The organism is Enterococcus sp. JNUCC 77 (genome assembly GCF_054819945.1).
The window spans coordinates 511,350-533,280 of the sequence record NZ_JBTHIG010000002.1; the positions used below are offsets into that span (position 1 = coordinate 511,350).

General features: G+C 37.2%; 23 protein-coding genes and 1 riboswitch. Of the genes, 14 read left to right on the top strand and 9 right to left on the bottom strand.

From position 1 onward, the window contains the following. Positions 1-40 precede the first annotated feature (40 nt). The 4 genes from ACVWNY_RS15415 to ACVWNY_RS15430 all read left to right on the top strand — a co-directional run bounded on the left by ACVWNY_RS15415 (position 41) and on the right by ACVWNY_RS15430 (position 1,903). Positions 41-874, top strand: coding sequence for a prenyltransferase (locus ACVWNY_RS15415; protein WP_454071870.1), 834 nt, complete (start codon positions 41-43; stop codon positions 872-874). Further along, a complete protein-coding gene (locus tag ACVWNY_RS15420) occupies positions 875-1,147 on the top strand; it encodes a zinc ribbon domain-containing protein (RefSeq protein ID WP_454071871.1) in 273 nt (90 codons plus the stop codon). A 118-nt stretch (positions 1,148-1,265) separates the two neighbouring features. Continuing rightward, positions 1,266-1,502, top strand: coding sequence for an AbrB/MazE/SpoVT family DNA-binding domain-containing protein (locus tag ACVWNY_RS15425; RefSeq protein ID WP_218326142.1), 237 nt, complete (start codon positions 1,266-1,268; stop codon positions 1,500-1,502). Next, positions 1,499-1,903, top strand: a complete 405-nt coding sequence (locus ACVWNY_RS15430; protein WP_218325485.1) for a type II toxin-antitoxin system death-on-curing family toxin — start codon at positions 1,499-1,501, stop codon at positions 1,901-1,903. Before ACVWNY_RS15425 ends, ACVWNY_RS15430 begins: the two co-directional genes overlap by 4 nt. 43 nt (positions 1,904-1,946) lie before the next feature. Here ACVWNY_RS15430 and ACVWNY_RS15435 read toward each other — a convergent pair whose 3' ends face one another. The 7 genes from ACVWNY_RS15435 to ACVWNY_RS15465 all read right to left on the bottom strand — a co-directional run bounded on the left by ACVWNY_RS15435 (position 1,947) and on the right by ACVWNY_RS15465 (position 8,280). Continuing rightward, the gene (locus tag ACVWNY_RS15435; protein WP_454071872.1) at positions 1,947-2,588 is read right to left on the bottom strand and encodes an ABC-2 transporter permease; all 642 of its coding nucleotides are present in this window, start codon (positions 2,586-2,588) and stop codon (positions 1,947-1,949) included. Then, entirely contained in the window at positions 2,569-3,315 is a 747-nt protein-coding gene (locus ACVWNY_RS15440) for an ABC transporter ATP-binding protein (protein ID WP_454071873.1), read from the bottom strand. The genes ACVWNY_RS15435 and ACVWNY_RS15440 overlap by 20 nt, the downstream gene beginning before the upstream one ends. Positions 3,316-3,320: 5 nt before the next feature. Continuing rightward, positions 3,321-3,779: a helix-turn-helix domain-containing protein gene (locus ACVWNY_RS15445; RefSeq protein WP_218325489.1), complete on the bottom strand. Its 459-nt coding sequence runs from the start codon at positions 3,777-3,779 to the stop codon at positions 3,321-3,323. 585 nt (positions 3,780-4,364) lie between these two features. Beyond that, positions 4,365-5,540 carry a cation:proton antiporter gene (locus tag ACVWNY_RS15450; RefSeq protein ID WP_454071874.1) on the bottom strand — a complete coding sequence of 392 codons (1,176 nt, stop codon included), beginning with the start codon at positions 5,538-5,540 and terminating at the stop codon, positions 4,365-4,367. Further along, positions 5,530-5,880, bottom strand: a complete 351-nt coding sequence (locus tag ACVWNY_RS15455; protein WP_218325491.1) for a hypothetical protein — start codon at positions 5,878-5,880, stop codon at positions 5,530-5,532. Before ACVWNY_RS15455 ends, ACVWNY_RS15450 begins: the two co-directional genes overlap by 11 nt. Further along, a complete protein-coding gene (locus tag ACVWNY_RS15460; RefSeq protein WP_454071875.1) occupies positions 5,880-7,157 on the bottom strand; it encodes a chloride channel protein in 1,278 nt (425 codons plus the stop codon). Before ACVWNY_RS15460 ends, ACVWNY_RS15455 begins: the two co-directional genes overlap by 1 nt. 46 nt (positions 7,158-7,203) lie before the next feature. Continuing rightward, positions 7,204-7,275, bottom strand: a riboswitch (Fluoride riboswitch). Positions 7,276-7,512: 237 nt separating this feature from the next. Further along, positions 7,513-8,280, bottom strand: coding sequence for a DeoR/GlpR family DNA-binding transcription regulator (locus tag ACVWNY_RS15465; protein ID WP_438720952.1), 768 nt, complete (start codon positions 8,278-8,280; stop codon positions 7,513-7,515). Between the two features lie 167 nt (positions 8,281-8,447). On the opposite strand from ACVWNY_RS15465, the gene ACVWNY_RS15470 reads away from it, so the two are divergent. The 9 genes from ACVWNY_RS15470 (at position 8,448) to ACVWNY_RS15510 (ending at position 17,968) form a co-directional block, all read left to right on the top strand. Then, positions 8,448-10,787, top strand: coding sequence for a formate C-acetyltransferase (locus ACVWNY_RS15470; RefSeq protein WP_454071876.1), 2,340 nt, complete (start codon positions 8,448-8,450; stop codon positions 10,785-10,787). A 10-nt stretch (positions 10,788-10,797) separates the two neighbouring features. Further along, positions 10,798-11,577 carry a glycyl-radical enzyme activating protein gene (locus tag ACVWNY_RS15475; RefSeq protein ID WP_438720950.1) on the top strand — a complete coding sequence of 260 codons (780 nt, stop codon included), beginning with the start codon at positions 10,798-10,800 and terminating at the stop codon, positions 11,575-11,577. Positions 11,578-11,781: 204 nt separating this feature from the next. Further along, the gene (locus ACVWNY_RS15480) at positions 11,782-13,746 is read left to right on the top strand and encodes a BglG family transcription antiterminator (RefSeq protein WP_438720949.1); all 1,965 of its coding nucleotides are present in this window, start codon (positions 11,782-11,784) and stop codon (positions 13,744-13,746) included. A gap of 1 nt (position 13,747) precedes the next feature. Next, on the top strand, positions 13,748-14,209 hold the full coding sequence (locus ACVWNY_RS15485; protein ID WP_438720948.1) for a PTS sugar transporter subunit IIA: 462 nt from the start codon (positions 13,748-13,750) through the stop codon (positions 14,207-14,209). A 27-nt stretch (positions 14,210-14,236) separates the two neighbouring features. Continuing rightward, positions 14,237-14,551 (top strand): PTS fructose-like transporter subunit IIB, encoded by a 315-nt coding sequence (locus tag ACVWNY_RS15490; RefSeq protein WP_438720947.1) that lies wholly within the window; start codon positions 14,237-14,239, stop codon positions 14,549-14,551. A 13-nt stretch (positions 14,552-14,564) separates the two neighbouring features. Further along, positions 14,565-15,656 carry a PTS fructose transporter subunit EIIC gene (locus ACVWNY_RS15495; RefSeq protein WP_218325499.1) on the top strand — a complete coding sequence of 364 codons (1,092 nt, stop codon included), beginning with the start codon at positions 14,565-14,567 and terminating at the stop codon, positions 15,654-15,656. A 60-nt stretch (positions 15,657-15,716) separates the two neighbouring features. Next, a complete protein-coding gene (locus tag ACVWNY_RS15500) occupies positions 15,717-16,400 on the top strand; it encodes a fructose-6-phosphate aldolase (protein WP_218325500.1) in 684 nt (227 codons plus the stop codon). A gap of 170 nt (positions 16,401-16,570) precedes the next feature. Further along, positions 16,571-17,434, top strand: a complete 864-nt coding sequence (locus ACVWNY_RS15505; RefSeq protein ID WP_454071877.1) for a GNAT family N-acetyltransferase — start codon at positions 16,571-16,573, stop codon at positions 17,432-17,434. A gap of 18 nt (positions 17,435-17,452) precedes the next feature. Continuing rightward, positions 17,453-17,968 carry a GNAT family N-acetyltransferase gene (locus ACVWNY_RS15510; RefSeq protein WP_454071878.1) on the top strand — a complete coding sequence of 172 codons (516 nt, stop codon included), beginning with the start codon at positions 17,453-17,455 and terminating at the stop codon, positions 17,966-17,968. Here the strand turns inward: ACVWNY_RS15510 and ACVWNY_RS15515 are convergent. Then, positions 17,952-19,145: a hypothetical protein gene (locus ACVWNY_RS15515; RefSeq protein WP_454071879.1), complete on the bottom strand. Its 1,194-nt coding sequence runs from the start codon at positions 19,143-19,145 to the stop codon at positions 17,952-17,954. The genes ACVWNY_RS15510 and ACVWNY_RS15515 overlap by 17 nt on opposite strands. 350 nt (positions 19,146-19,495) lie before the next feature. Continuing rightward, positions 19,496-20,374 (bottom strand): LysR family transcriptional regulator, encoded by an 879-nt coding sequence (locus ACVWNY_RS15520; protein WP_438720940.1) that lies wholly within the window; start codon positions 20,372-20,374, stop codon positions 19,496-19,498. Positions 20,375-20,625: 251 nt separating this feature from the next. Between ACVWNY_RS15520 and prdC the strand changes: the two genes are divergently transcribed. Next, positions 20,626-21,918: a proline reductase-associated electron transfer protein PrdC gene (gene prdC, locus ACVWNY_RS15525; RefSeq protein ID WP_454071880.1), complete on the top strand. Its 1,293-nt coding sequence runs from the start codon at positions 20,626-20,628 to the stop codon at positions 21,916-21,918. The last annotated feature ends 13 nt before the right edge of the window (positions 21,919-21,931 follow it).

Consider the following 21,931-nt stretch of genomic DNA (forward strand, 5'->3'; position numbering starts at 1 on the left):
AAAGGAGAAAAGCTAATAAGTAAACAAAGAAGGTGAAACCATGTACCAACGAGATATCGAGATCATTATGAGTTATAAAAAGCAGTTTGATTTTGATTATTGGACGACGGAGGATTTACGTTTGTTTAAGGGCAGTCCGTATAATGCAGTGACGGCACCGACTTATTTGGTGGAGCTGGGAATACCAATTGATGATCCGGTGATTCAGGCAAATGTCGATTTGCTGTTTTCAGTGTTAAGGGAAGATGGGCGTTTTAAAGTCTATCCAAAAGGTGGTATGGTCCCTTGTCAGACAGCGATTACTTTGACGAGCTTGTGTCGTTTAGGACAAGCGCAAGATCCGCGGCTGGCAAACTCTTACCGCTATTTTTTAGAGACGCAAGAAGCTGATGGTGGTTGGAAATGTAAAAAATATAGTTTTGGACGGGGACCAGAGACGGAATTTTCCACTCCCATGACAACGTTGTATGTGTTGCATGCTTTTATTTATCAACCGAATTTTAAAGAATTGCGGCAATTAGATGGGGCGGTAGAATTTTTATTAAAACATTGGGAGATGAAGGTGCCAATTGGTCCTTGTCATTATGGAATTGGCAGGTTGTTTATGCAAGTGGAGTATCCGTTAGGGGATTACAATATTTTTCATTATGTCTATGTCTTGTCTCATTATCCTAAAGCGCAAAAAGACCCGCGTTTTTTGGAAGCGTTTGAATGGCTGAAAAGTCGAACGGTTGCGGATCAAATCGTGGTGGAACGCCATTCTCCTCGTTTGAATAAATTGGCTTTTTGTAAAAAAGGGGAAGTCAGTCAGTTAGCAACAAAGTATTATCAAATGATTTTGGAAAATTTGACTATCAATAAAGGAACTGATTAAATGCAAGAAATCACTTATTGTCAAAGTTGTGGAATGCCCTTGGAAAATCAGGAAATGTTGGGGACAGATGCTGACGGTGGTAAAAATCAAGAGTATTGTTTTTATTGTTATCAAGATGGAAATTTCACAAGTGAAATGACGATGGAGGAAATGATTGCGCTTAGTGTGCAGCATTTGAAGGAAGATGGGGTACTGAAGGCACAAAATAAAACAGAAACAGAAGCCCGAGAATTTATGTTGGGATTCTTCCCGCAGTTGAAACGGTGGCGGTAAAAGCTTGTTATAATAATGAACAGTTCTAGGTAAAGTCATCCTAAAACTGTTTTTTTATCGAGATAAGTATCTACTTTTTAAATGTATATACACATGATATAATAGATACAAAGGAGAGATTTCAATGGAAAAAAAATATAAAATCAGAAAATCTGGCAATAGTGATGTGACCACGATTCCTAAAGAAGTTAAAGAACATATCGGGGTCAATACTGGCGATTCAATAAGTTATTTGTTGAAGGAAGATGGTTCGATTGTGATCACTAAAGCCGTTGAAGAGGTTGATATTGATCAAATTGTGATTTCCGTGATGGCTGAATATGATGAAGCAATTAAAGATTTGGTAGACTTATGATTTACTTGAGTAGTGAAGCAATTGTAAGGATTAACGCGCGAGTCATAACAAATTATTCGCCTGGTGAAATGATTGGATTGAAAGATGCAAAAGCCTTAGCAATGATAGTAAATTTGCCACAGCAAGTCGTTTTTGGTCAAGAACTTTATCAAACGATTTTCGATAAAGCGGCTATTTTAGTGATAAATTTAATCAAACGTCATCCTTTTCACAATGGGAATAAGCGTACAGCGCTAGTCGCTATGGTGACTTTTTTGAAAATAAATGACTACCGAGTTGATTTGGACCAAGCAGAGGCGGTTGCTTTTATTTTAAAGATCACAACTAGCCAACTGGCATTTGACGAATTAAAAGCAGAAGTTGTTGAAAAACTAGCCGAAATAGCTGGCTCAATAGATTAAAACTTGTCTGGATGAAAGTATCTAAGACAAGTTTTTTTGTATGCTATAAATCAACTTTTTCAAAGCTTTCTTTGGAAATTTTAAAAGCCAAGATGTTACCGGCAATGAAGAAAAGTACTGCAAAAAGAAATAACGGTAGTTGCAATCGTAGATCGGTTTTATTTAGACTATTTAACCAAGCTAATTTTGGGATGTGGCTGATGGTTTCAGTTAAAACAGCTATTAAAAGGGCGGGTACCATTCCTTTGATAAAGTCCTTGCCAATTTTGTAGGCTGTTTTGTAAAATTCGGTGAAAAAGAAAAAGTTGAACAGTGTGAAAACCAGCAAACCAGCGGCATAATAAGTTAAATTTGGCGCAATACCGACGGTGTTTTTAATGGGGATTTGAGTGATTCGAATGATTGTAAAAGGTAGAGTCAGAAATAATTGGGCGATTTGTGTAGTGATAAATAATGAAAACTTACCTTTTACTACCTGACTTTTTTTAACTGGCAAAGTTGCAGTGTAAAAGGCATCGTGATTTTCTCGTCCATTTTGCAAAGTAATCAGTGGCGCGAAACAGCCAAAAATAAAAACCGTCGTGTAAGGATAGCTAGGAATTAAAATCAGTGCACCCATCCATAAAAAAATATAGAGAGTGGGATGGGCTGCTAAACGAAACTCTTTATACAGCAAATGATTCATGTGAAACATTCCTTTCTGAGTAGAGCATGATGTCTTCTAACGTCGTATTTGCTGGATTTTCCTTTTGAAAAGTCTGGATAAAGCGATCTTTCTCAGCACTTAATACCAGTTGACCTTTTCGAATATAAGTAATATGAGTGGCACATTTGTCTAAATCCGAAGTAATGTGCGTAGAAAAAAGAATACTTCTGGTGCCATCAGCAACTAAGGATTGAAAAATCTCTAATAATTCCTCGCGAGCGACAGGATCTAAGCCGCTAGTCGGTTCATCAAAAATAAACAATTTTGCTTGGTGGGATAAAGCTAAGGCAATTGCATACTTGACTTTCATGCCTTCAGATAATTGGTTAACTTTTTTATTTTCAGCCAATTCAAAAAGCGTCATGTATTTTTGGTAAGCAGCTTCATCCCAATGACGATAAAATTTTTTAGTGACTTGAGTAATATCTCGTAATTTTTTGTAAGGATAAAAATCTGTTCCTCCTAGGACAATCCCTAATTGTTGCTTACAAGCTGCTTCAGCTTGAAAAAAATTTTGTCCAAACATCTTAATTTCCCCACTATCTGGGTGCACCATATTTAGCAAAGATTTGAGAGCCGTGCTTTTACCAGCCCCATTTTTGCCAATCAGCCCCATGATTGCGCCGGCGGGCAAATTAAAGCATAGTCTGTCTAAAGTAAATTGCGGGTATTTTTTAGTCAAATTTCTGACAGTCAATAAATCCATGAAAATCACTCCTTTGTTTTCGGATAAAAATTGTCCATCATTTCCTCAGCTGCCCGCAAGAAATGATCCGCGGGAATCAAGGCCAAACCTTGTGTTTCAGTTGCACTATCACCTAAGACCATCAAGCGATCCCCAGCTTTTAGCTGCAACAAATCTCTAGCAGCTTTTGGCAATACTACTTGTCCTCTTTCAGCGAGAACGACAGTGCCAAAAATATGTTTATTTTTCGGTGGCAGGGGAATATTTTCGGTTGGCGAATAATAAATTAAATCTTCTAAGGAAACATCATAAAGTTGCGCCAATAAATCGCAGTTTATCAAGTCTGGAATCGTCTCCCCAGCTTCCCATTTAGAGACAGCTTGGCGGGAAACACCGATTTTTTCAGCCACAGTCTCAATGGAATAATGATTGCCTTTGCGCAAATAAATCAAATTCTGACTGAGATTCATTTTTTTATTTTTCATACTTTTCATACCTCCCACTTTCATTTTAACAAGTCATTCCAGAGATTCAACCAACTCTTGAATACATTTTTTGTTCGTTTTAGTTGCACAAGTAAAATCAATAGTTGCTGTAGCAATTGTAGATTTTCATCATCATACATGCGATAAGCATAGTCAGATATTTTTTTGACTTTGAATCGAACCCTAGCTAGCGTAAGGTACGCGTAGAAATATCATAAGATCTAGAAACAGCAGTATTCGCACATTATGACATGCTTTTTATCTCCATTTTTCAGTATGAACTGCGGAAGGACCTTGACGTCAAAATAAGTCTGATAAATATTGTGCTAGAGGGAATTTCTTTCAAGACTGATTTTATTCGAAAAAATGCTAATACTGATTAATTTATCAGTATTAGCATTCCAATTGTAATTTAGCGATCTGGAAGTCTATTTGCTATTTTTACCTTACGATTTCGATAGATAAAATGATTGAGTGAAATAGTATGAACCATTATATCGGTGGATATAGTGTGGGTCGCTAAAAAATGTAAATAAAAATGATTGTCATTCTTTTTAAGGTATCACAGTAGTTTTATTGGTAAACTCATTCAGTCAACAGTTTTTGATAGGACAAGTCTATCAAGTAGGCTCCAATAGGTGCGGTTATCAAGATGGATAAAACAGCAACGGTTAACATCATTTCACCATTAGAAATGCCAAGAGCAAAAGGAATACCGCCAATTGCAGCTTGAACGGTTGCTTTTGGTGTATAGGCAATCATACAAAATAACTTTTCTTTAGAGTTTAAGTTCGTTTTAAGAAGCGCGAGCAGTACACCAACCATTCGGATGAGTGTAACCAATAAAATAAATAAAATAGGCAATATACCAGCCTTTAAAGCAAATGTTATATTTACGCTGGCACCGACAAGTACAAAAAGAAAAATTTCAGCAGCTAACCATAATTTATTAAATTTGATGGCTAATTTTTGTGCAATAGGAGGTTGAAACTGAAAAATTGTCAAACTTAAGCTGATGACACTGAGCATACCAGAAAATGATAAGATTCCTTCCAACTGATCCTCAACACCCATTAAAAGAAATGAGACACTCATAATAATTAAGACTTTGAGAGAATCTCTTATTGCCATTTTTTTGAATAACTGAACTATAATAATACCAGTTAAAACGCCTCCTAGAAAGCCTAAAATAATGGCGACAGGAATTTGTCCTAACAGACTAACTGTAAATTTATCACCTTGATTTATACCTAAAAAAGAAGCAAATAGAACTAATACAAATACATCGTCAACAGATGAACCAGCTAACAGTATTTGTGGGATTTTTTTATTTTTTCCTAAGCCTTCTTCCATTAATTTTAACATTCTAGGCACGATAACTGCTGGAGAAACTGCGGCAATGATACTACCTAATAGCAATGATTCTGCTATCGAAAAATTTAAAAACAAAGGTGCTAATATAACTGTGCCGATAATTTCTATCAAAGCAGGAAGAAAACACATTAAAATGGCTGGTCGTCCGACTTTTATTAAATCTTTTAAATCAAGGGAAAGTCCAGCTCGAGTCAAAATAATAATTAAAGCAATTTCTCTTAAATCAGTAGAGATGGATAAAAGATCCGAGCTAAGCAAGTCTAAAGCAAAAGGACCTAAAAGGATTCCTGTACAAAGAAAACCAACTAATGGTGGTAAATGCACTTTTTTGGCAAAACTACCAAGTATTAACCCTAATAAAATTACTATAGCAATACTAATTAACATCCTCTTCTCCTTTCTTTGAATGATTATTTATCTTTTTAAAACTAATTTTTGAAGGTTTAAAAAAAAGTTCATTGGTTAAGAAAAGTCGGTCCAATCGATTGTGTTGCTGATGAATGTGAAAATTTAAAACGTATTCTTTTCCTTCTTCTAAAATGTAATATTTTTTTTTATCTGCTGGATGCCCTAACCAAGCCCCATTTTGTATATCAAATATGTGGTGCCCTAGTCGAACACTCCCTTCATCAACTTTTATGATAATCGTTTTTTTACCAGTCGTTTCAAAGGGAATTTCATAATGTTTTGAACGCCAACCTTTTGCTAGATGTATATGATTGTTCATTATTTATTTTCCTTTCTGCTAGTTAAATCACTTATTCGATAGCCTTCGTGATGTTTTAAATAAAATGATTTCGCTTGTACAATAGTTTGAGCAGGATATATTCCTTGGTGACCAGAAACAAGATAACTGATAAATGAGGCCATTGCATAATAAGGCAGAGCTTCAACACCAAACAAATCAATACCTAACATGATAGTCGTAATTGGTACATTTGCTGCACAACCAAAGACAGAAATTAACCCCAATGCTGCTAGAAAAGATGGCGAGATATTTGTTAAATTACCTATGACACTGCCAAGAGAAGCACCTATGTCAAAAAGAGGAGTTACTTCGCCACCTTGAAATCCTGCTCCCAAAGTTAAACCAGTATAAAAAAGTTTTAATATTGGATCTAGCCATGAGGAATTACCTCTAAAAGCATGATTGATTAAATTTAGGCTTAAGCCCTCATATTGCTGACCAGAAAAAAGTAAGATTAAAATAACGAATATGGAAGCACTAATTAACGCCCTAAGTAAGTAATTAACAATTTTTTCTTTATAAATTCGTTTTAATGTATGGGTCCATAAAGCAAATAAACGCCCAAAAATGCCAAATAAAATTGATGCGATGAAAACGATAAATAAAAGTTTCCAACTCATTTGTGGCAGGTCAACAATTCTATGCAGCTCATGACTAGTTCCGAATTTCAATGAAGTATAGTTAGCTATATAAGAAGCTAAAAAGCAAGAAATCAAGGAGGAACGTTCTATTTTTCCAATGTAAACCATTTCCATACCAAAGAAAGCTCCTGCCAGAGGGGTTCCAAAAATGGATGAAAACCCCGCGCTTACTCCTGCATGAATCAATTGTTTATGTTGATTTTTTTCAAGCCGAAATAGTTGACTTGCTTTGTTAGAAAGAACACCACCAATTTGGACGGCTGAACCCTCTCGACCTGCGGAACCACCAAAAAGATGGGTAAGTAAAGTAAATAAAAAAGTAAAGATACCCATTCTAAAAGGGACATCAATTTCATTTTGAGTACTTTCGATAATCAAATTATTACCTTTTTGGGATCCTTTTCCATAGTTTTCATAAACGAAAGCAGTCAGCACGCCAATTACTGGCAGAAATAGCAAGAGGACATCATGGTGACTTCTATAATTTGAAACAAAATTTAAACCGAATAATAGATAGTGAGATACGACACCCATTGTTAAAGCAACTACAATGACTAAAAAATAAAAAATTAACCTTTTTTTGAAATGCGGATTTTTTAATCTATTAATTTTCATTTAACCTTCCTTTCTGAACAAAAAAACTGATGGCTTCCACAAATAAACATTTGCAGAAGTCATCAGCTATTAGGCAGTTTTGGATTAACCAAGGGAGACATTCATTCCCTTATTTAATTGTTCATTTATTTTTAGCATAGAGATATTTTGTTGTCAATTAAATTTATGAGAAAAACTGAACATTCTGTTGTTTAGTTCTTACCGGATGCTGATTAACGAATATTCGAGAGACAAGTAAAAGCTACTGTTTCTTGTTATCTATCATTTATAAAAAAATTCCCCTTAAATTTTTTAGATATAAAAGCTGAAAATTGCTAAATTGACTATTTTTTTATGGATTCACCATCCTTAAAAATCATGGAACCAAAATCAAGCGAGTCTGGTGTCGAATATTATTAGCAATTTCAGGTGATAAGCCTTGATTTGAGATAACGACATCAACCTCTGACCAAGAAGCGACTTGTACAAGAGAAGTGGTTTGGAATTTTGAATCGTCGATTAGGACGATTTTTTTTGATGATTTTTTCAGCATTAATCTTTTGGCTTCAGCGTCTGCTAGGGAAGAAGTACAAAAACCATTTCGATTTTTAACCCCACTGGAACCAAAGAAGCAAACGTCAAATTGGATATCGGGGTACATTTCTTTTCCCGTATCGTTTCGAAAAGTCATATCTTCGGCATTGTATTGTCCGCCAAAAGAATAAAGTAGGTGATGGGCGTTGGCCAGCTCTAAAATGGCAGCTAACGAACCTGTAAAAATTTGTCGTGACGATAGCTGAGCGATTTTGTTGGCAAGAAGTGCTACGGTACTGCCCTGATCAAGACCAATAATTAAATCTTCTGATTGCAAGAGCTCCAACGCTTTTGTGATGATGGTTTCTTTTTTGGCTAAATTTTTTGGTCGACGATGGAAGACTGGCTCCAAAGGTTTCTCTTTGATTAAGATGGCGCGTCCGTGTTTTTTTTCTAAAATTCCTTCACTAGCTAAATAGGCTAGGTCCTTACGAATCGTTTCGTCTGATACATCAAACAAGCTAACCAAAGTAGCGACTTTCAAGTTATTTTCTTTATAGAGCAAAGCGGTGATATCTTTTCTTCGCTGTGCAATTTCTGATGCCTTCATTTGACTCACCTCATTAATAAATTAACAAGTATTTCCAATAAATTCAACAAAAAAGTTGGGATAATCGGTAAAAATTAGAATATTTTTACTTAATTCCAAGAAAAACGTGGAAATCTTTTATGTGAAAAATTATACTAAAGAAAATATAACGAGGAGATGAAATAGCTATGTCACAGATAGTAAGTGAGGCTAACACTGCGAATATCGTAGTTGATGGCAATCAGCGGATCCAAACAATGAAAGATCATTTATTTATGGAAAAACGCCAAATTTCATTAGAACGTGCATTACTTTATACGGAAAGTTATCAGAAAACAGAAGGGGAACCGACGATTATTCGACGGGCGAAAGCGGTGGTTCATATTTTAGAAAATGTCGCGATTAGCATTCGTGAAGGAGAATTGTTGGTGGGCAATCGAACGATTCGTCCTCGTTCAGGGATTCTTTCACCGGAAATGGACCCTTATTGGATCATGAAAGAAATTGATACGATTGATGGACGACCCCAGGATCAATTTGAATTTACTGAAGCAGATAAGAAAATTTACCGGGAAAAATTATATCCTTATTGGCAAGGTCGCTCCATGAAGGACTTTATTAATCAGCAACTGACTGATGAAGTGAAAGATGCTTTAAAAGATGAAGTCTTTAAATTAAATCAAACAGACAAGGGCCAAGGACATATCATCATGGATTTTCCCGGCATTTTGAATCATGGGATTGCGTATTATATTGATCAGCTAGCGGAAAAAATCCATGATCAGCCGGAAAATGATTTTTTTAAAGCAGGATATTTAATTTTTGTTGGATTGCGGAATCATTTTATTCGTTATCAAAGACTGGCCTTAACCTTAGCAAAATCTGCCGATTCGGTGAGAAAAAATGAACTGTTGGTTATTGCTGACATGTGTCAGAAATTAAGTCAGGAAAAACCAAGTTCTTTTTACGAAGCACTTCAGCTATTATGGATGACCAGTATTGTAGGTCAATATGAATCCAACGCCTCTTCCTTGTCATTAGGGCGAATGGATCAATATTTATATCCTTTTTACGAGGCTTCACTTAGGGCAGGTGAATCAGAAGCGTTTTTATACGAAGTTTTAGGTGATTTTTATATTAAAACCAATGATGTTGTTTTACTGAGAAGTGAAAGCAGTGCTAAATGTTTCGCTGGTTTTCCGACGGGCTACACAGTCGTTTTAGGTGGTCTCGATGAATTAGGTCACGCTTCAGTTAATCCTTTGTCTTATTTGATGTTGGATCTATATCATGAAATTTTGCTACCGCAACCTAATCTGTCTGTTCGGATGAATGAAGTTATTCCTCGAAAATTTTTGTTAAAAACTTGTGAAACGATTCGTCTAGGAACCGGGATTCCGCAATTATTTAATGATGAGGTTTGCGTGCCAGCCTTTTTAAGTAAAGGCGTTTCATTAGATGATGCTCGAGATTATGCAACAGTCGGTTGTGTTGAAACGTCAATTCCTGGGAAAACATATGGTTTACATGATATTGCGTTGTTTAATCTTTTAAGGATTATGGAACTCAGTATCTATGATCTGAAGGATAAAAAAACCGTGAGCTACGAAATGTTGTCAGTCGATATCAAAGCTAAAATTGATTATTATGTTGAATTGGTTGTTAAAGGCTCAAATATTGTTGATTTGGGTCATCGGGCTTATGCACCTACACCATTTTTATCTGTTTTAATTAAAGATTGTTTAGCTAATGGTCAAGACGTAACAGAAGGTGGTGCCCGTTATAATTTTTCTGGTGTTCAGGGAATTGGCGAGGCAAATTTGAGTGATGCCATGTACGTCATTAAAAAAATGGTCTTTGAAAATCAAGAGTTGACCTTTGCTGAATTAGTGGAAGCATTGGCTGCAAATTTCGAAGGCAAATATCAATCCCTGCAACAACATGTGATTCAAGATTTTGATAAGTATGGTAATGACAATGATGAAATCGACCAAATCGCGGCAAGCTTTTTCCGACATTATGCAAAAGAGCTAGAAAAATATGAAAATGTACGTGGCGGAAAATTTATTCCAGGAGCATATACAGTATCGGCTCATATTCCTCTAGGGGAAGCCGTGGGGGCAACACCAGATGGTCGTAAAGCGCAGGAACAGTTGGCAGATGGCGGCTTATCACCTATGGTGGGGCGTGATCGTTTAGGACCGACTGCAGTATTGAAATCGGTTAGTAAATTGGATAACTATTTAACTGTAAATGGCAGCTTGTTAAATATTAAATTTCAACCCAATACTTTAAAGGGTCAGCAAGGTCTTAATAAATTTGCGAACTTTTTAATGGCTTTTACTAAATTAAAAATTCAACATGTCCAGTTTAATGTGCAATCAAAAGAAACCTTGTTGGATGCTCAAAAAAATCCCGCAAAATATTCTGGTCTGCTAGTGCGAGTTGCTGGCTACAGTGCCTTTTTTGTCGATCTGAATAAGCAAATTCAAGATGATATTATTGCCCGCGTAGGACATGAATTATAGGAGAAGAAAAATGACTGAAGGCCTAGTTTTTAATATTCAACGCTATTCGGTCCACGATGGCGACGGTATTCGGACGATTATTTTTTTAAAAGGCTGTCCCTTGAAATGTCCTTGGTGCTCAAATCCAGAATCACGCTTAGCAGTTAAGCCAACGGTCTGGAATAAAAATGGTCAAGCAGAGACAGTAGGCGAGTGGTGGACGGTCGATCAATTAGTCGAAGAAGTAATGAAGGATGAAATATTTTTTAGAACTTCCGGCGGTGGTGTGACTTTATCTGGTGGAGAAGTTCTGATGCAAGCAGAATTTGCCCAAGCATTGTTAAAAGAGCTACATCAACTAGGTGTAGATACCGCCATCGAGACGACTGGCTGTTTTCCCCTTCAAGAAATAGCTAGTTTGACGCCTTATCTAAATCAAGTATTATTCGATTTAAAAATAATGGATCAAACAGACGCTCGTCAGGTTATTGGTATCAATCAGGAGCTAGTTAAGGAGAATTTTGCGTTTTTACGCACACAAAATCTGGAATTAACACCAAGAATTCCTTTGATTCCAGGATATACCACGAGTCAGTCAAATATCCAGGCATTGATTGACTATTTGATACAACAAGAAGTGTCTGCGGTTCATCTTTTGCCCTTTCATCAGTATGGAAGTAACAAGTATCAATATCTTGGTTGGGAATATCAGTTAAAGGATGCTTTGACTTTGACTGATGCAGAGGTTAGAACCATTCAATCAATTTTCGAAGCGGAAGGTATTTCAGCAAATGTAGATGGTCTGAAATAAAAACGAGGCGGAATAAATAGGAAATTTATTTTTTCTATTGAATACCGCCTGGTTTTTTCTTTTTTATTATAAATGAAACGATTCATTACATAAAAAATGCTTATTTCAACATTAATGTGGAAATCAGATGTATTATCTTGCTGGAAAATCATGTGATATATTAAGCTTACAGTTGATAAGCGCTTACAATTTGGAGGAGAAAAAATGGGAGGAATAAAAGCCAGACAAAAATATTTGATTCAGTTGCTAGTTCAAAATGAAGACTATTTACCAGTTGCTTATTTCGCAGAAAAAATCGCAAAAACCAATCGCACAATTTATTCCGACCTTGAAGCGATTCAAAATGAGATAAATTTAGAAGCCTATAATATTACCCTTGAAAGAAAACCACGCAGAGGCATTCGTTTATTGGGAAATGCCGAGGACAAGATGAAGTTACTCCAGCAGATGGATCTAGATCTAGTTGAATGTCCCGGGCAAAGACCCGCACAGAGACAATTTCTGATTGCCAAAATGTTATTAATTGATGAAGCAACAGTTACACATAAAGGTTTATCGGAAGAATTTCATGTTAGTCCCAGTTCAATCATGCAAGACTTAGAAAAAATCCATCAGCAGTATCATGTCAATGTTTTGTCTTCAAACAAAGGGACCTGCGTCGTTTGTAGCGAAGAGGATTTGCAAAGAAGTATTTTTCGTTTTTGTGAAAACTATTTAAAAGAGCACCATATATCAGATGATGGATTATTTGAACAAAAAGGTTACCAAGCATTAACCGCATTATTCGGCGACCAGATCGTTACAGCTATTATTGAACAAATCACCAATATTGAACGACACTCAGAATTTGATCTTTCCTATCAGTATAAAAAATCGATTTTACTTAGTTTTATCATCTATTTTTTCCGATTAAAGAAAGGCCAGCTATTAAGTCCCCAAAAAGAATTCTTATTTGAGCAAATTCAATCTATCGATACTTATTATCTTGCCACTGAGCTAGTCGCGGATCTTGCGAAAAGACTTGATTTTGATAATTCTGAAGAAATTGTGGCTTACATTAATCGTCAATTGATTGGTTATGGCGTAAAAATGAAAATGAGCGATCAAAAAGACTACCAAAAGTTTGAACCAATCATTGATCAAATCTTTCAACAAATGGGGGAAATGATGCAAGTTGATTTCAGCCAAGATCGAGAGTTAAAAGAGCGATTTGTCAAACATTTTATTCCAATGATTTATCGCTTGAAACTAGGTCTAGAAACCACCAATCCATTATTGGCAGAAATAAAAAATCAATATTCGGTTATTTTTAGAGCGACTTGGTATGCCATGGCTGTCGTTGAAAAACAATTAGCTGTTAGTTTCAATGAAGAGGAAGTCGCCTTTTTAGCAATGTACTTCCAAGTATCATTAGAAAAATCTAGAAATGGTAAAAAGATTTTAATTGTCTGCCCGACAGGGGTGGGAACCAGTGAATTGATTTTAAATCGAATTGCACGGGTCTTACCAGCACAAGACATTGCTGAAGTAACGACCTTGCAATCGTTATATAACAGTCAATTAGCTAGCGTGGATTTGATTATCTCTTCCGTGGAACTAACGGATATTCAAGTGCCCGTGATTAAAGTTTCTCCGTTGATTACGGAAGAAGACATCAAAAATATTTCTTCCTTGTATGCCGATTTCTTTTTTAGAAATGAAGAAACAGAACAATTAATCACCACTGATTTCTCTCATCTGAGAGAAATCTTAGATCTTTCGTTGATTGAAACCCGTTGCAGGTTTAAAGACAAACAGCAATGCTTAAACTATATGATTGAAAAACTAGAAAAACGAAAAATTGTCACCAAAGATTTTCGTAGAGAAGTTTTCGAAAGAGAAAAGCTTGGCGAAACAGCGTTGAGCACAGGAGTAGCCATTCCTCATGCGGCACCACAAAATGTGCGGGTAACAAAGATATTTTTATTGGCACTAGAGGAACCGATTTTATGGAGTAACAAAAAAGTTAAATTCGTTTTATTGATTTGTATTGCTGATCAAGAGCGCCGTTTGTTAAAAGGTGCGATGACTGATATTCACAAATTAGTAAAAACAGATCAAACAGTCAACTATTTCTTCCATAACAAGAGTGCTGAAGAAATCTACCAACTAATTAAAGGAGTGTCGTAAGATGGAAATTATTAACGCAGAATTAATTGATTTAGATATTGATGCCACCACCAAAGAGGAAGCCATTCAAGCCTTAGCCAAAAAAATTCATAGGGCAGATCGACTGAATGATTATGATGGCTACTACGAAAGTGTAATTGCCCGCGAAGAATTGACCACTACTGGCATCGGATTTGGGATTGCGATTCCCCATGGGAAATCGCCCCATGTAAAAGAAACCACCGTCGCTTTTGGTCGTTTAAATCAAGCATTGGACTGGAAAAGTTTAGATGAGACGGATGTGAATGTAGTCTTTTTACTAGCTGTTCCAGAAGCGTGTCAAGGCAATCAACATTTAAAAATTATCGCCAGTCTTTCCCGTAAGTTGATTCATGAAGATTTTAGAAAAACTTTACAAGATGCTAAGAATCCTTCAGAAATTTTAGCTGTCTTAAATGAAAGTTTACAAGCAGCCGTAGCCTAAAAAAACATTTAAAAGGAGAAATATAATATGAAAATTGTAGCCGTAACAGCATGTCCTTCAGGAGTAGCCCACACTTATTTAGCAGCCGAAAGTTTAGAATTAGCTGGAAAAAACAACAGTGTCGAGTGTCATGTAGAAACACAAGGGTCGATCGGTATCGAAAATGAATTAACCGCAGAACAAATTGCTGCCGCAGATGCCGTAATTTTAACCAACAATATCGGTATCAAAAATGAAGATCGTTTTAAAGGGAAGCCAGTTGTCCGTATGAGTGCCGCAGATTGCATTAATAAAGCTGATGCAATTATAAAAAAATTGCAAGAAAAATTAGGTAAAGCATAGGGGGAGTAAACGAATGATAGAATTACTGAAAAATACCCGTAAAAATTTAATGACTGGCGTTTCTTATATGATTCCTTTTGTAGTTGCTGGTGGGATTTTACTGGCATTGAGTGTCTTATTTTCAGGAACAGCCGCGGTCCCGACTGAAGGGATCTTAGGAGATATTGCCAATATTGGTGTCGTTGGCTTAGGTTTAGTCGTACCTATGTTATCAGGTTATATTGCCTTTTCGATGGCTGATCGTCCAGCTCTGGCACCCGGAATTATTGGTGGGATGATTGCCAGTAATATTGGTGCTGGATTTATTGGTGGGATTTTATCAGGTTTGATCGCAGGGATTGTGATTTATTACTTGAAAAAAATCAAATTGCCGTCTAGCTTACGTTCATTAGGCCCAATCTTTGTTTTTCCATTGTTGGGAACAATCATTGTCGGCGGTTTAATGTACTGGGTAATTGGTCGACCAACTGCAATGTTAATGGCCAGTTTAACTTCATGGTTAGAAGCAATGGGCACAGGAAATTTAGTAGTTTTAGGTCTGATTTTAGGAGCGATGATTGCTTCTGATATGGGTGGACCGATTAATAAGGTAGCCTTTAGTTTTGGTTCTGCAATGGTTGGAACGGTCGATCCGTCAACCGGATTACCTAGCGCAACAGCGGTCGCAATTATGGCGGGGATTGGTGCAGCTATCTGTATCCCACCATTGGCGATGGGTTTAGCAACGATTGTGGCACCAAAAAAATTCTCAGTTGAAGAACGCAATTCAGGAAAAGCTGCTATTGTCATGGGCTTGGTTGGTATTTCAGAAGGCGCGATTCCTTTTGCAGCAGCCGATCCGTTACGTTGTATCCCAGCCAATATCATTGGAAGTGCGATTGGTTCAGCAGTTGCCATTGGTTTAGGCGCTGGTAATCCTGCACCATGGGGTGGCTGGATTGTCGCACCAGTCACGAGTAATCCACTAATGTATATTCTTGGAACTTTGATTGGAACGGTGATTACAGCTGGAATTGTCATTGCTTTGAAGAAAAATGTAGAAGAAAAAGTTGAAGAGATCCATCCACTGAACAATGATATCGAGTTTGATATTGAAATTATGTAATTTGTTGTAAAATCTCAATATAGTATTGGTCGCAAAAATAATTTTTAAGGAGCCCTCATCATGGAATTTTTACTGGATACAGCCAATTTAACAGAAATTACTCGTTACAATGATAGCTTGCTGCTAGCCGGAGTTACCTCTAATCCTTCCATCATTAAAAAAGAAGGTAAAATCGATTTTTTCAATCATATGAAGCAAATTCGCGAAATCATTGGTTTTGATAAAAGCTTACACGTTCAAGTTGTTGCCAAAGATTACGAAGGCATGCTAAAAGATGCTGAAACAATTTTGGCAAAAATTGACGATCAAGTCTACATTAAGGTCCCGACTTCAGAAGTTGGTTTGAAAGTTATGAAGGAACTAAAAAAACGGGACATCAATGTCACCGCAACGGCGATCTACACAAAAATGCAGGGATACTTAGCGATTGCGGCAGGAGCTGATTATTTAGCCCCTTATTTTAATCGAATGGAGAACTTATCGATTGATTCTAGTGAAGTAATCTATCAACTAGCAGAAGAAATCACTCGAACAAAGAGCGCGACCAAAATTCTGGCTGCCAGTTTTAAAAATGTTGGTCAAGTAACCACAGCACTAGAAAGTGGATCCCAAGCGGCAACTATGGGGGCCGATATTTTAGCCGCAGCTTTTGCGATGCCTTCGATTGAACAAGCTGTGACTGATTTCTCCAACGATTGGGAAGAAACTTTTGGTGAAGATGTAACTATTTATAACTTAGGTTAAAAATATCATAAAAAAAGCCCACTCTTTAAATCTAAAGTGTGGGTTTTCTTTGGTTTGTCTTAAAGTATGAATCAAGCTATTGATAAACGTAGTTGTCATGACAATCTTAATCAGTTTTCAGCAAACCGTCATACCTAACTGTTAAACTAATCGAAAAGGAGGCTAAAAATATGTATCAAGTCAAAACTCTTGAAAATTTTCCTTTAGAGAAATTGTATCAGACATTTATGAAAGCCTTTTCGGATTACGCGGTACCCTTCAATCAAGATTTTAGCCAGTATGAGAACATGTTAAAGCGCCGCAGCTATCAACCGGAAATTTCGGTGGGGGCTTTTCAAGAAGATCAATTAGTTGGTTTTGTTTTAAGTGGATTGCGAAAAATTGAGGGTCAGTGGACGGCTTATGATTTGATGACGGGTATTGAACCGGAAAGTCGTGGAAAAGGACTGTCTAATCAAATGATGACTGCCATCATGGAAGCTTATGTTGAAGCCGGTGTGGAAGAATATCAGTTGGAAGTTTTACAGGAAAATACGACAGCTTATCATCTGTATGAAAAACAAGGAATGACCATTCGGCGCAGTTTTTCAGTGATGCAAGCACAAAAAGAATTGGTGCCACCAGATAAATCTATCAGCCAATTATATTTTGTCGAAAAATTATCGCCAGCTGAATGGGACTTAGTGGAAACTTTTGCCGATGTGGCTGATTCATGGCAAAATGCTCGTCAATCAGTCGAAAATGTTGCAGAATTATTTGATGTAGTTTTAGCCAAAATCGACAATAGAATTGTTGGCTACGGTATTGTTGAAAGAGCCACTGGTGACGTACCGCAATTGGCTGTGGCGAAAAATGCGCGCCGTCAAGGCATTGGTCAAGATCTACTGGCGGCGCTACAGACCCATAGTCAAAAACCGTTGCGTTTAGTGAATATTGATACTAGTTTGGTGGAGATGCTGCAATTTCTTACAAATCTGGGCTTCACCGAAACTACTAGCCAATATGAAATGGTCATGGCGATAACAACTGAATAAATGCGGAGGGTACGTGGGATGATGATTGAAACACAACGACTGATTTTACGAGAAATGTCGCAAGCCGATCTGCCAGATTTAAAAGCGATGCTGCAAAACCCTAAGGTGATGTATGCTTATGAGCACGATTTTACTGATAAAGATGCGCAAGAATGGCTGGATCGTCAGCGAAGAAGGTATTATACAGATGGTTTTGGCTTGTGGGCCATGGTTTTAAAAGAAACAGGCGAGATGATTGGACAAGCTGGTTTATCTTTACAAGCCTATCAAGAAGATCAAGTTTTGGAAATTGGCTATTTATTAAAGGAAAATGCTTGGCATCATGGCTATGCTCGTGAAGCTGCCGAAGCTTGTAAAGGGTATGCATTTGAAGTATTACAACAAGATCAAGTTTGCTCGATTATTCATCCTGATAATCATGCATCTATTAAAGTTGCTGAAAGTATTGGTATGACTAAACTGGCTGAATTTATTAGTAGTTATTATAATGGTGATCAGCTACAGTATTTATATGGAATTAACCGACCACTTTAATGGTGGCCGGTTTTTTTGGCTGGACATCCTGGATTTTAAGAATCATTATTCGGTCGGTAATAATCGGTCGCCCAAATAAAGCATCAACTTCGCGATATTTTTTTGCGCCGCTTTCAAATATAGCGGATAAATGGTCGGAATAAACCGATATTTGCTCAATCGATGGCGGCATAGTGATAGTGTGATCCCCGACAGTTTCTTTGTCCAGTCTGAAACCAGTGCCGGATTTTTGATTGGGTTGTTTCACTTGAATCATTGAGTTTTCTATTCCTTCCGAAGAAGAAATCAAAGTCAAACCGGATTTACCAGTGACAGCAACACCTTGTGTATTAGGATCGTCGATAGAAATTTTACTTAAAACATTTTCGGCTAACAGTCGTTTTACTAGTTGTTTGCGAGAGGTTAAATCAACTCCATCGACTACGGTTGAAATCCGAGCATCAGGTAGACCAGTTGTTTGGTCGGTGGGCATCACCATTAACGGGCCGGGTTTTCCAGGTCGATAAATGCCGACAATTAATTGATTTTTATAATATTGGATGGTTGAAGTCCGGGTATACCAGGGAATCGAAATACGGGTAAAAGCAATCGCGCCTTTGACTTTACGGGCATCATAACTATCAATCGTGGCTTGACTAGTATAGGCAATTCCGGCAGCATCTTTTTTGTGATCATCCGCCCACCAAAGTCGTTGCCGTTCCTGATCATAAGTAATTCCACCAACATGGGATTTGGAGCCTAAAATCAAAGTTTTTTCGTAAGTTCGACTTTTTTTATGAATGATCACAATGATTGAATCACGTTTATGATCACCATCATACAAACTGATAAAATATTGGTTACCAGATTCAGTCACCCCTTGAGGTACCCAATTAGTCCCAAAAGAGGCTTGTTTGGTTTGATGATTGACAGACCAAGCACCTCTCAAGCCAGGAATGACAATCGAAGAAACATTGGCAGGATCGATTTTCTGCCCATCGGCTTTGACGCGGGAAATACTATTTTGTTCAAAATTTTTCTTAGTTACCAGTGCTTTAGTGTCAGCAGTCCATTTTGGTACTTCACTGGATCTGGCGATCATATCGTTTAAATTTTGCCGGTTTTGATACCAATTGATGGCCAAAAATAATAAGACTACTGTTACAATAGCTCCTAGAACCCAAAAAAACTTTTTCATGTTGTCCCTCTCCTGTCAATAAACGTTTGCTGTATTATACAAACAAATGCGAATCGAAGGAATTAATCTGTCTTTTTGTAGTACCAACTATCAGTAATAAAATAATTTTTAAAAAATGAAAGGCCATTATTTAAAAGTGAAAAATCATGGTACAATAGACTTGTAAAGTAAGCGTTTTATTATAGATCAAATTCGCAATCATTTTTTCTTCATTCCTGAAACATTACCCTCCTTTGTGAACACTTTAAAAAATTTTGCCCCTTTTTGCACGCGTAAATCATTTCATTAAGTTTTTGAACATAAAAAAGCTGCCAAAGAATGACAGCTTAATCCTCTTCCCTCAATCTAAATCAGATCACCGGGTTTTCTTGAAAGTATTTTTTTGTATAGTCGACAAATTTGGTAACCGCTGGAGTGACAATGTCTTTTGGTAATAAAATCCCAAGCTCAATAAATGCTGGTGGATTCAATGGTTTTTTAGCTAAATTAACGTTGCGGCCTTTAGTAATCAGTTCGTTCATGACACTCATACCTAAACCTTCCTCAATCATTGCCAAAGCAGAATAGTTTTCAAAAGTTTGGTAACCAATTTTCGGAGTTAGTGAATATTTTCTCAATAAATTAGAAACATCTTCGTCATTCCCGCCAGCAGTGACAATGAAGTCATCAATTTCGACATCTTTTAAGTCGTAGTATTCGTCATTGGCTTTTGGATGATCCAAAGGTAAAACGGCAATCATCGGGTCAGTTCCTAAGGGAATCCAGGTGTAGTTTTGTGTATTTTGGCTACTGGCAAAACCTACGTCAACGCGCTTTTCATCTAAAAGGCGCATGATTTCTTGATTGACGCCTTCGGTAATTTTGATTTTTATTTTAGGGTATTGTTGATTAAATTGTTTGATAATTTTTGGGAGCCAATGGTTTGCGACACTGGGATAACTACCAATATGGATGGTTCCTTGATTCAAGTCGTGAATCTCACTTAAAGTCTGCTCATATTTTTCTTCTAATTTGATAATTGAACGTAAAATCGGTAGAAGTTCGGCGCCATCGTGCGAAAGGGTAACTCCTTTTTTGGAGCGAAATAAAATTTTAAATCCGATTTCTTCTTCTAAGGAATTCATCATATGAGAAATGCCTGAGACCGTATAGCCTAGCTCTTCAGAAGCTTTAGTGAAGCTGCCTAAGTCAACGACTGACAACAATACTTTGTATTTTCTAGTATCCATTTTTTTACTCCTTTTTTTTAGAAAAAGCGAAATCACTTCCATTGTTGAGACATCTTCAAGGATAAGTTGAAAAAGTAGCGATTTACTTAATAATACTATTAAATTATATTATTCACAAGAGGGTCACTCTGAGCTTATTATTATAAGTGAAAAATCTTACAATGGTTGGTTAAATAACTGTATTTTAAGTGATATTAACTTTCCATCAGCAACAAAAAGTACCACCATTAACTAAGAGGAGGTGAATCAAATTGACAGAAATTCTAATACCATTAAAGCAACATGTTGGCGCACCTTGTAGAGGTATCGTAGAAAGTGGACAACATATTTCTCGCGGAGAATTAATAGCGGTTCCAAATGGTTTAGGTGCCAACGTTCATGCGAGTTTTTCGGGAACAATTGTGGAAGTAGATGATCAAAATGTTGTGATGACGATTGATCAAGAACAAGATTTTTCGACTTACGAAAAAATTCCCGAGACTGAATCTGACATTCAAGCAGTCGAAGTCGCAGGTGTCGTAGGTGCTGGCGGAGCGGGTTTTCCAACTTTTCTTAAGTTAGCTTGTGAGATCACAGAAGGTACCTTTATTGCAAACGGAGCTGAATGTGAAGCGTTATTAGCTCACAATGTTAAACAAATGAAAGAACATTTGGCGCAGTTAGTTCGTGGTGTGAAATATTGCATGACGATGACGCAAGCACCAAAAGGCGTGATTGCCATCAAAGGTAAGCATCGTCAATTGGTTTTACAAATGGAAAAAGCGGTAGCTAACGAACCGAATATTTCTGTTTATCAATTGCCAGATATTTATCCGGCCGGCGATGAACGGATGATTGTGCGGGAAGTTTTAGACATCGTTTTAGAGCCTGGTCAGCTGCCATCAGAAGTTGGTGCTGTAGTTGACAATGTGGAAACCATCAAACGAATCGTTGAAGCTATTGAAGACCGTAAACCTTTTATTGATAAAGATGTGACTGTATCTGGTCGCGTGAAACAAAAAGAAACAGTTTTTGTTGATGTACCGATTGGGACATTTGCAAAGACGTTGATTAACAATGTCGGCGGCTATGTGGAACCTCATGGCGAAATCGTTTTAGGGGGACCTATGACTGGTCGAAGTGGCACAGAAATGAGTACGATTACTAAAACTTGTGGCGGCGTGCTAGTCGCAATGCCATTCCCACAAGAAAGCCGTAAGATTGGTTTATTAATCTGTGAGTGTGGCGGTTCTGCTGAACGCATGACCGAAATTGCCAACAACATGGGTGCTGAAGTTGTGGCAGCCGAGCGTTGCAAACGAATGGTAGAAGTGAATGGACGATATAGATGTGCCTTACCAGGTATCTGTCCGGGACAAGCGCAAACCGTAATGGCCTTGAAGAAACAAGGTGCTGAAGTTGTGATGACTGGATCGTGTTCCGATTGAACGAACACCGTTATGGGTGTAGCTCCTAGGTTAGGAGTTCCGGTTTATCATCATACAGATCATGTGCTGCGTGCAGATGGACATAAGCTATATCGTCGATTACCAACTAGCAATTAAAAATTAGGAGGAA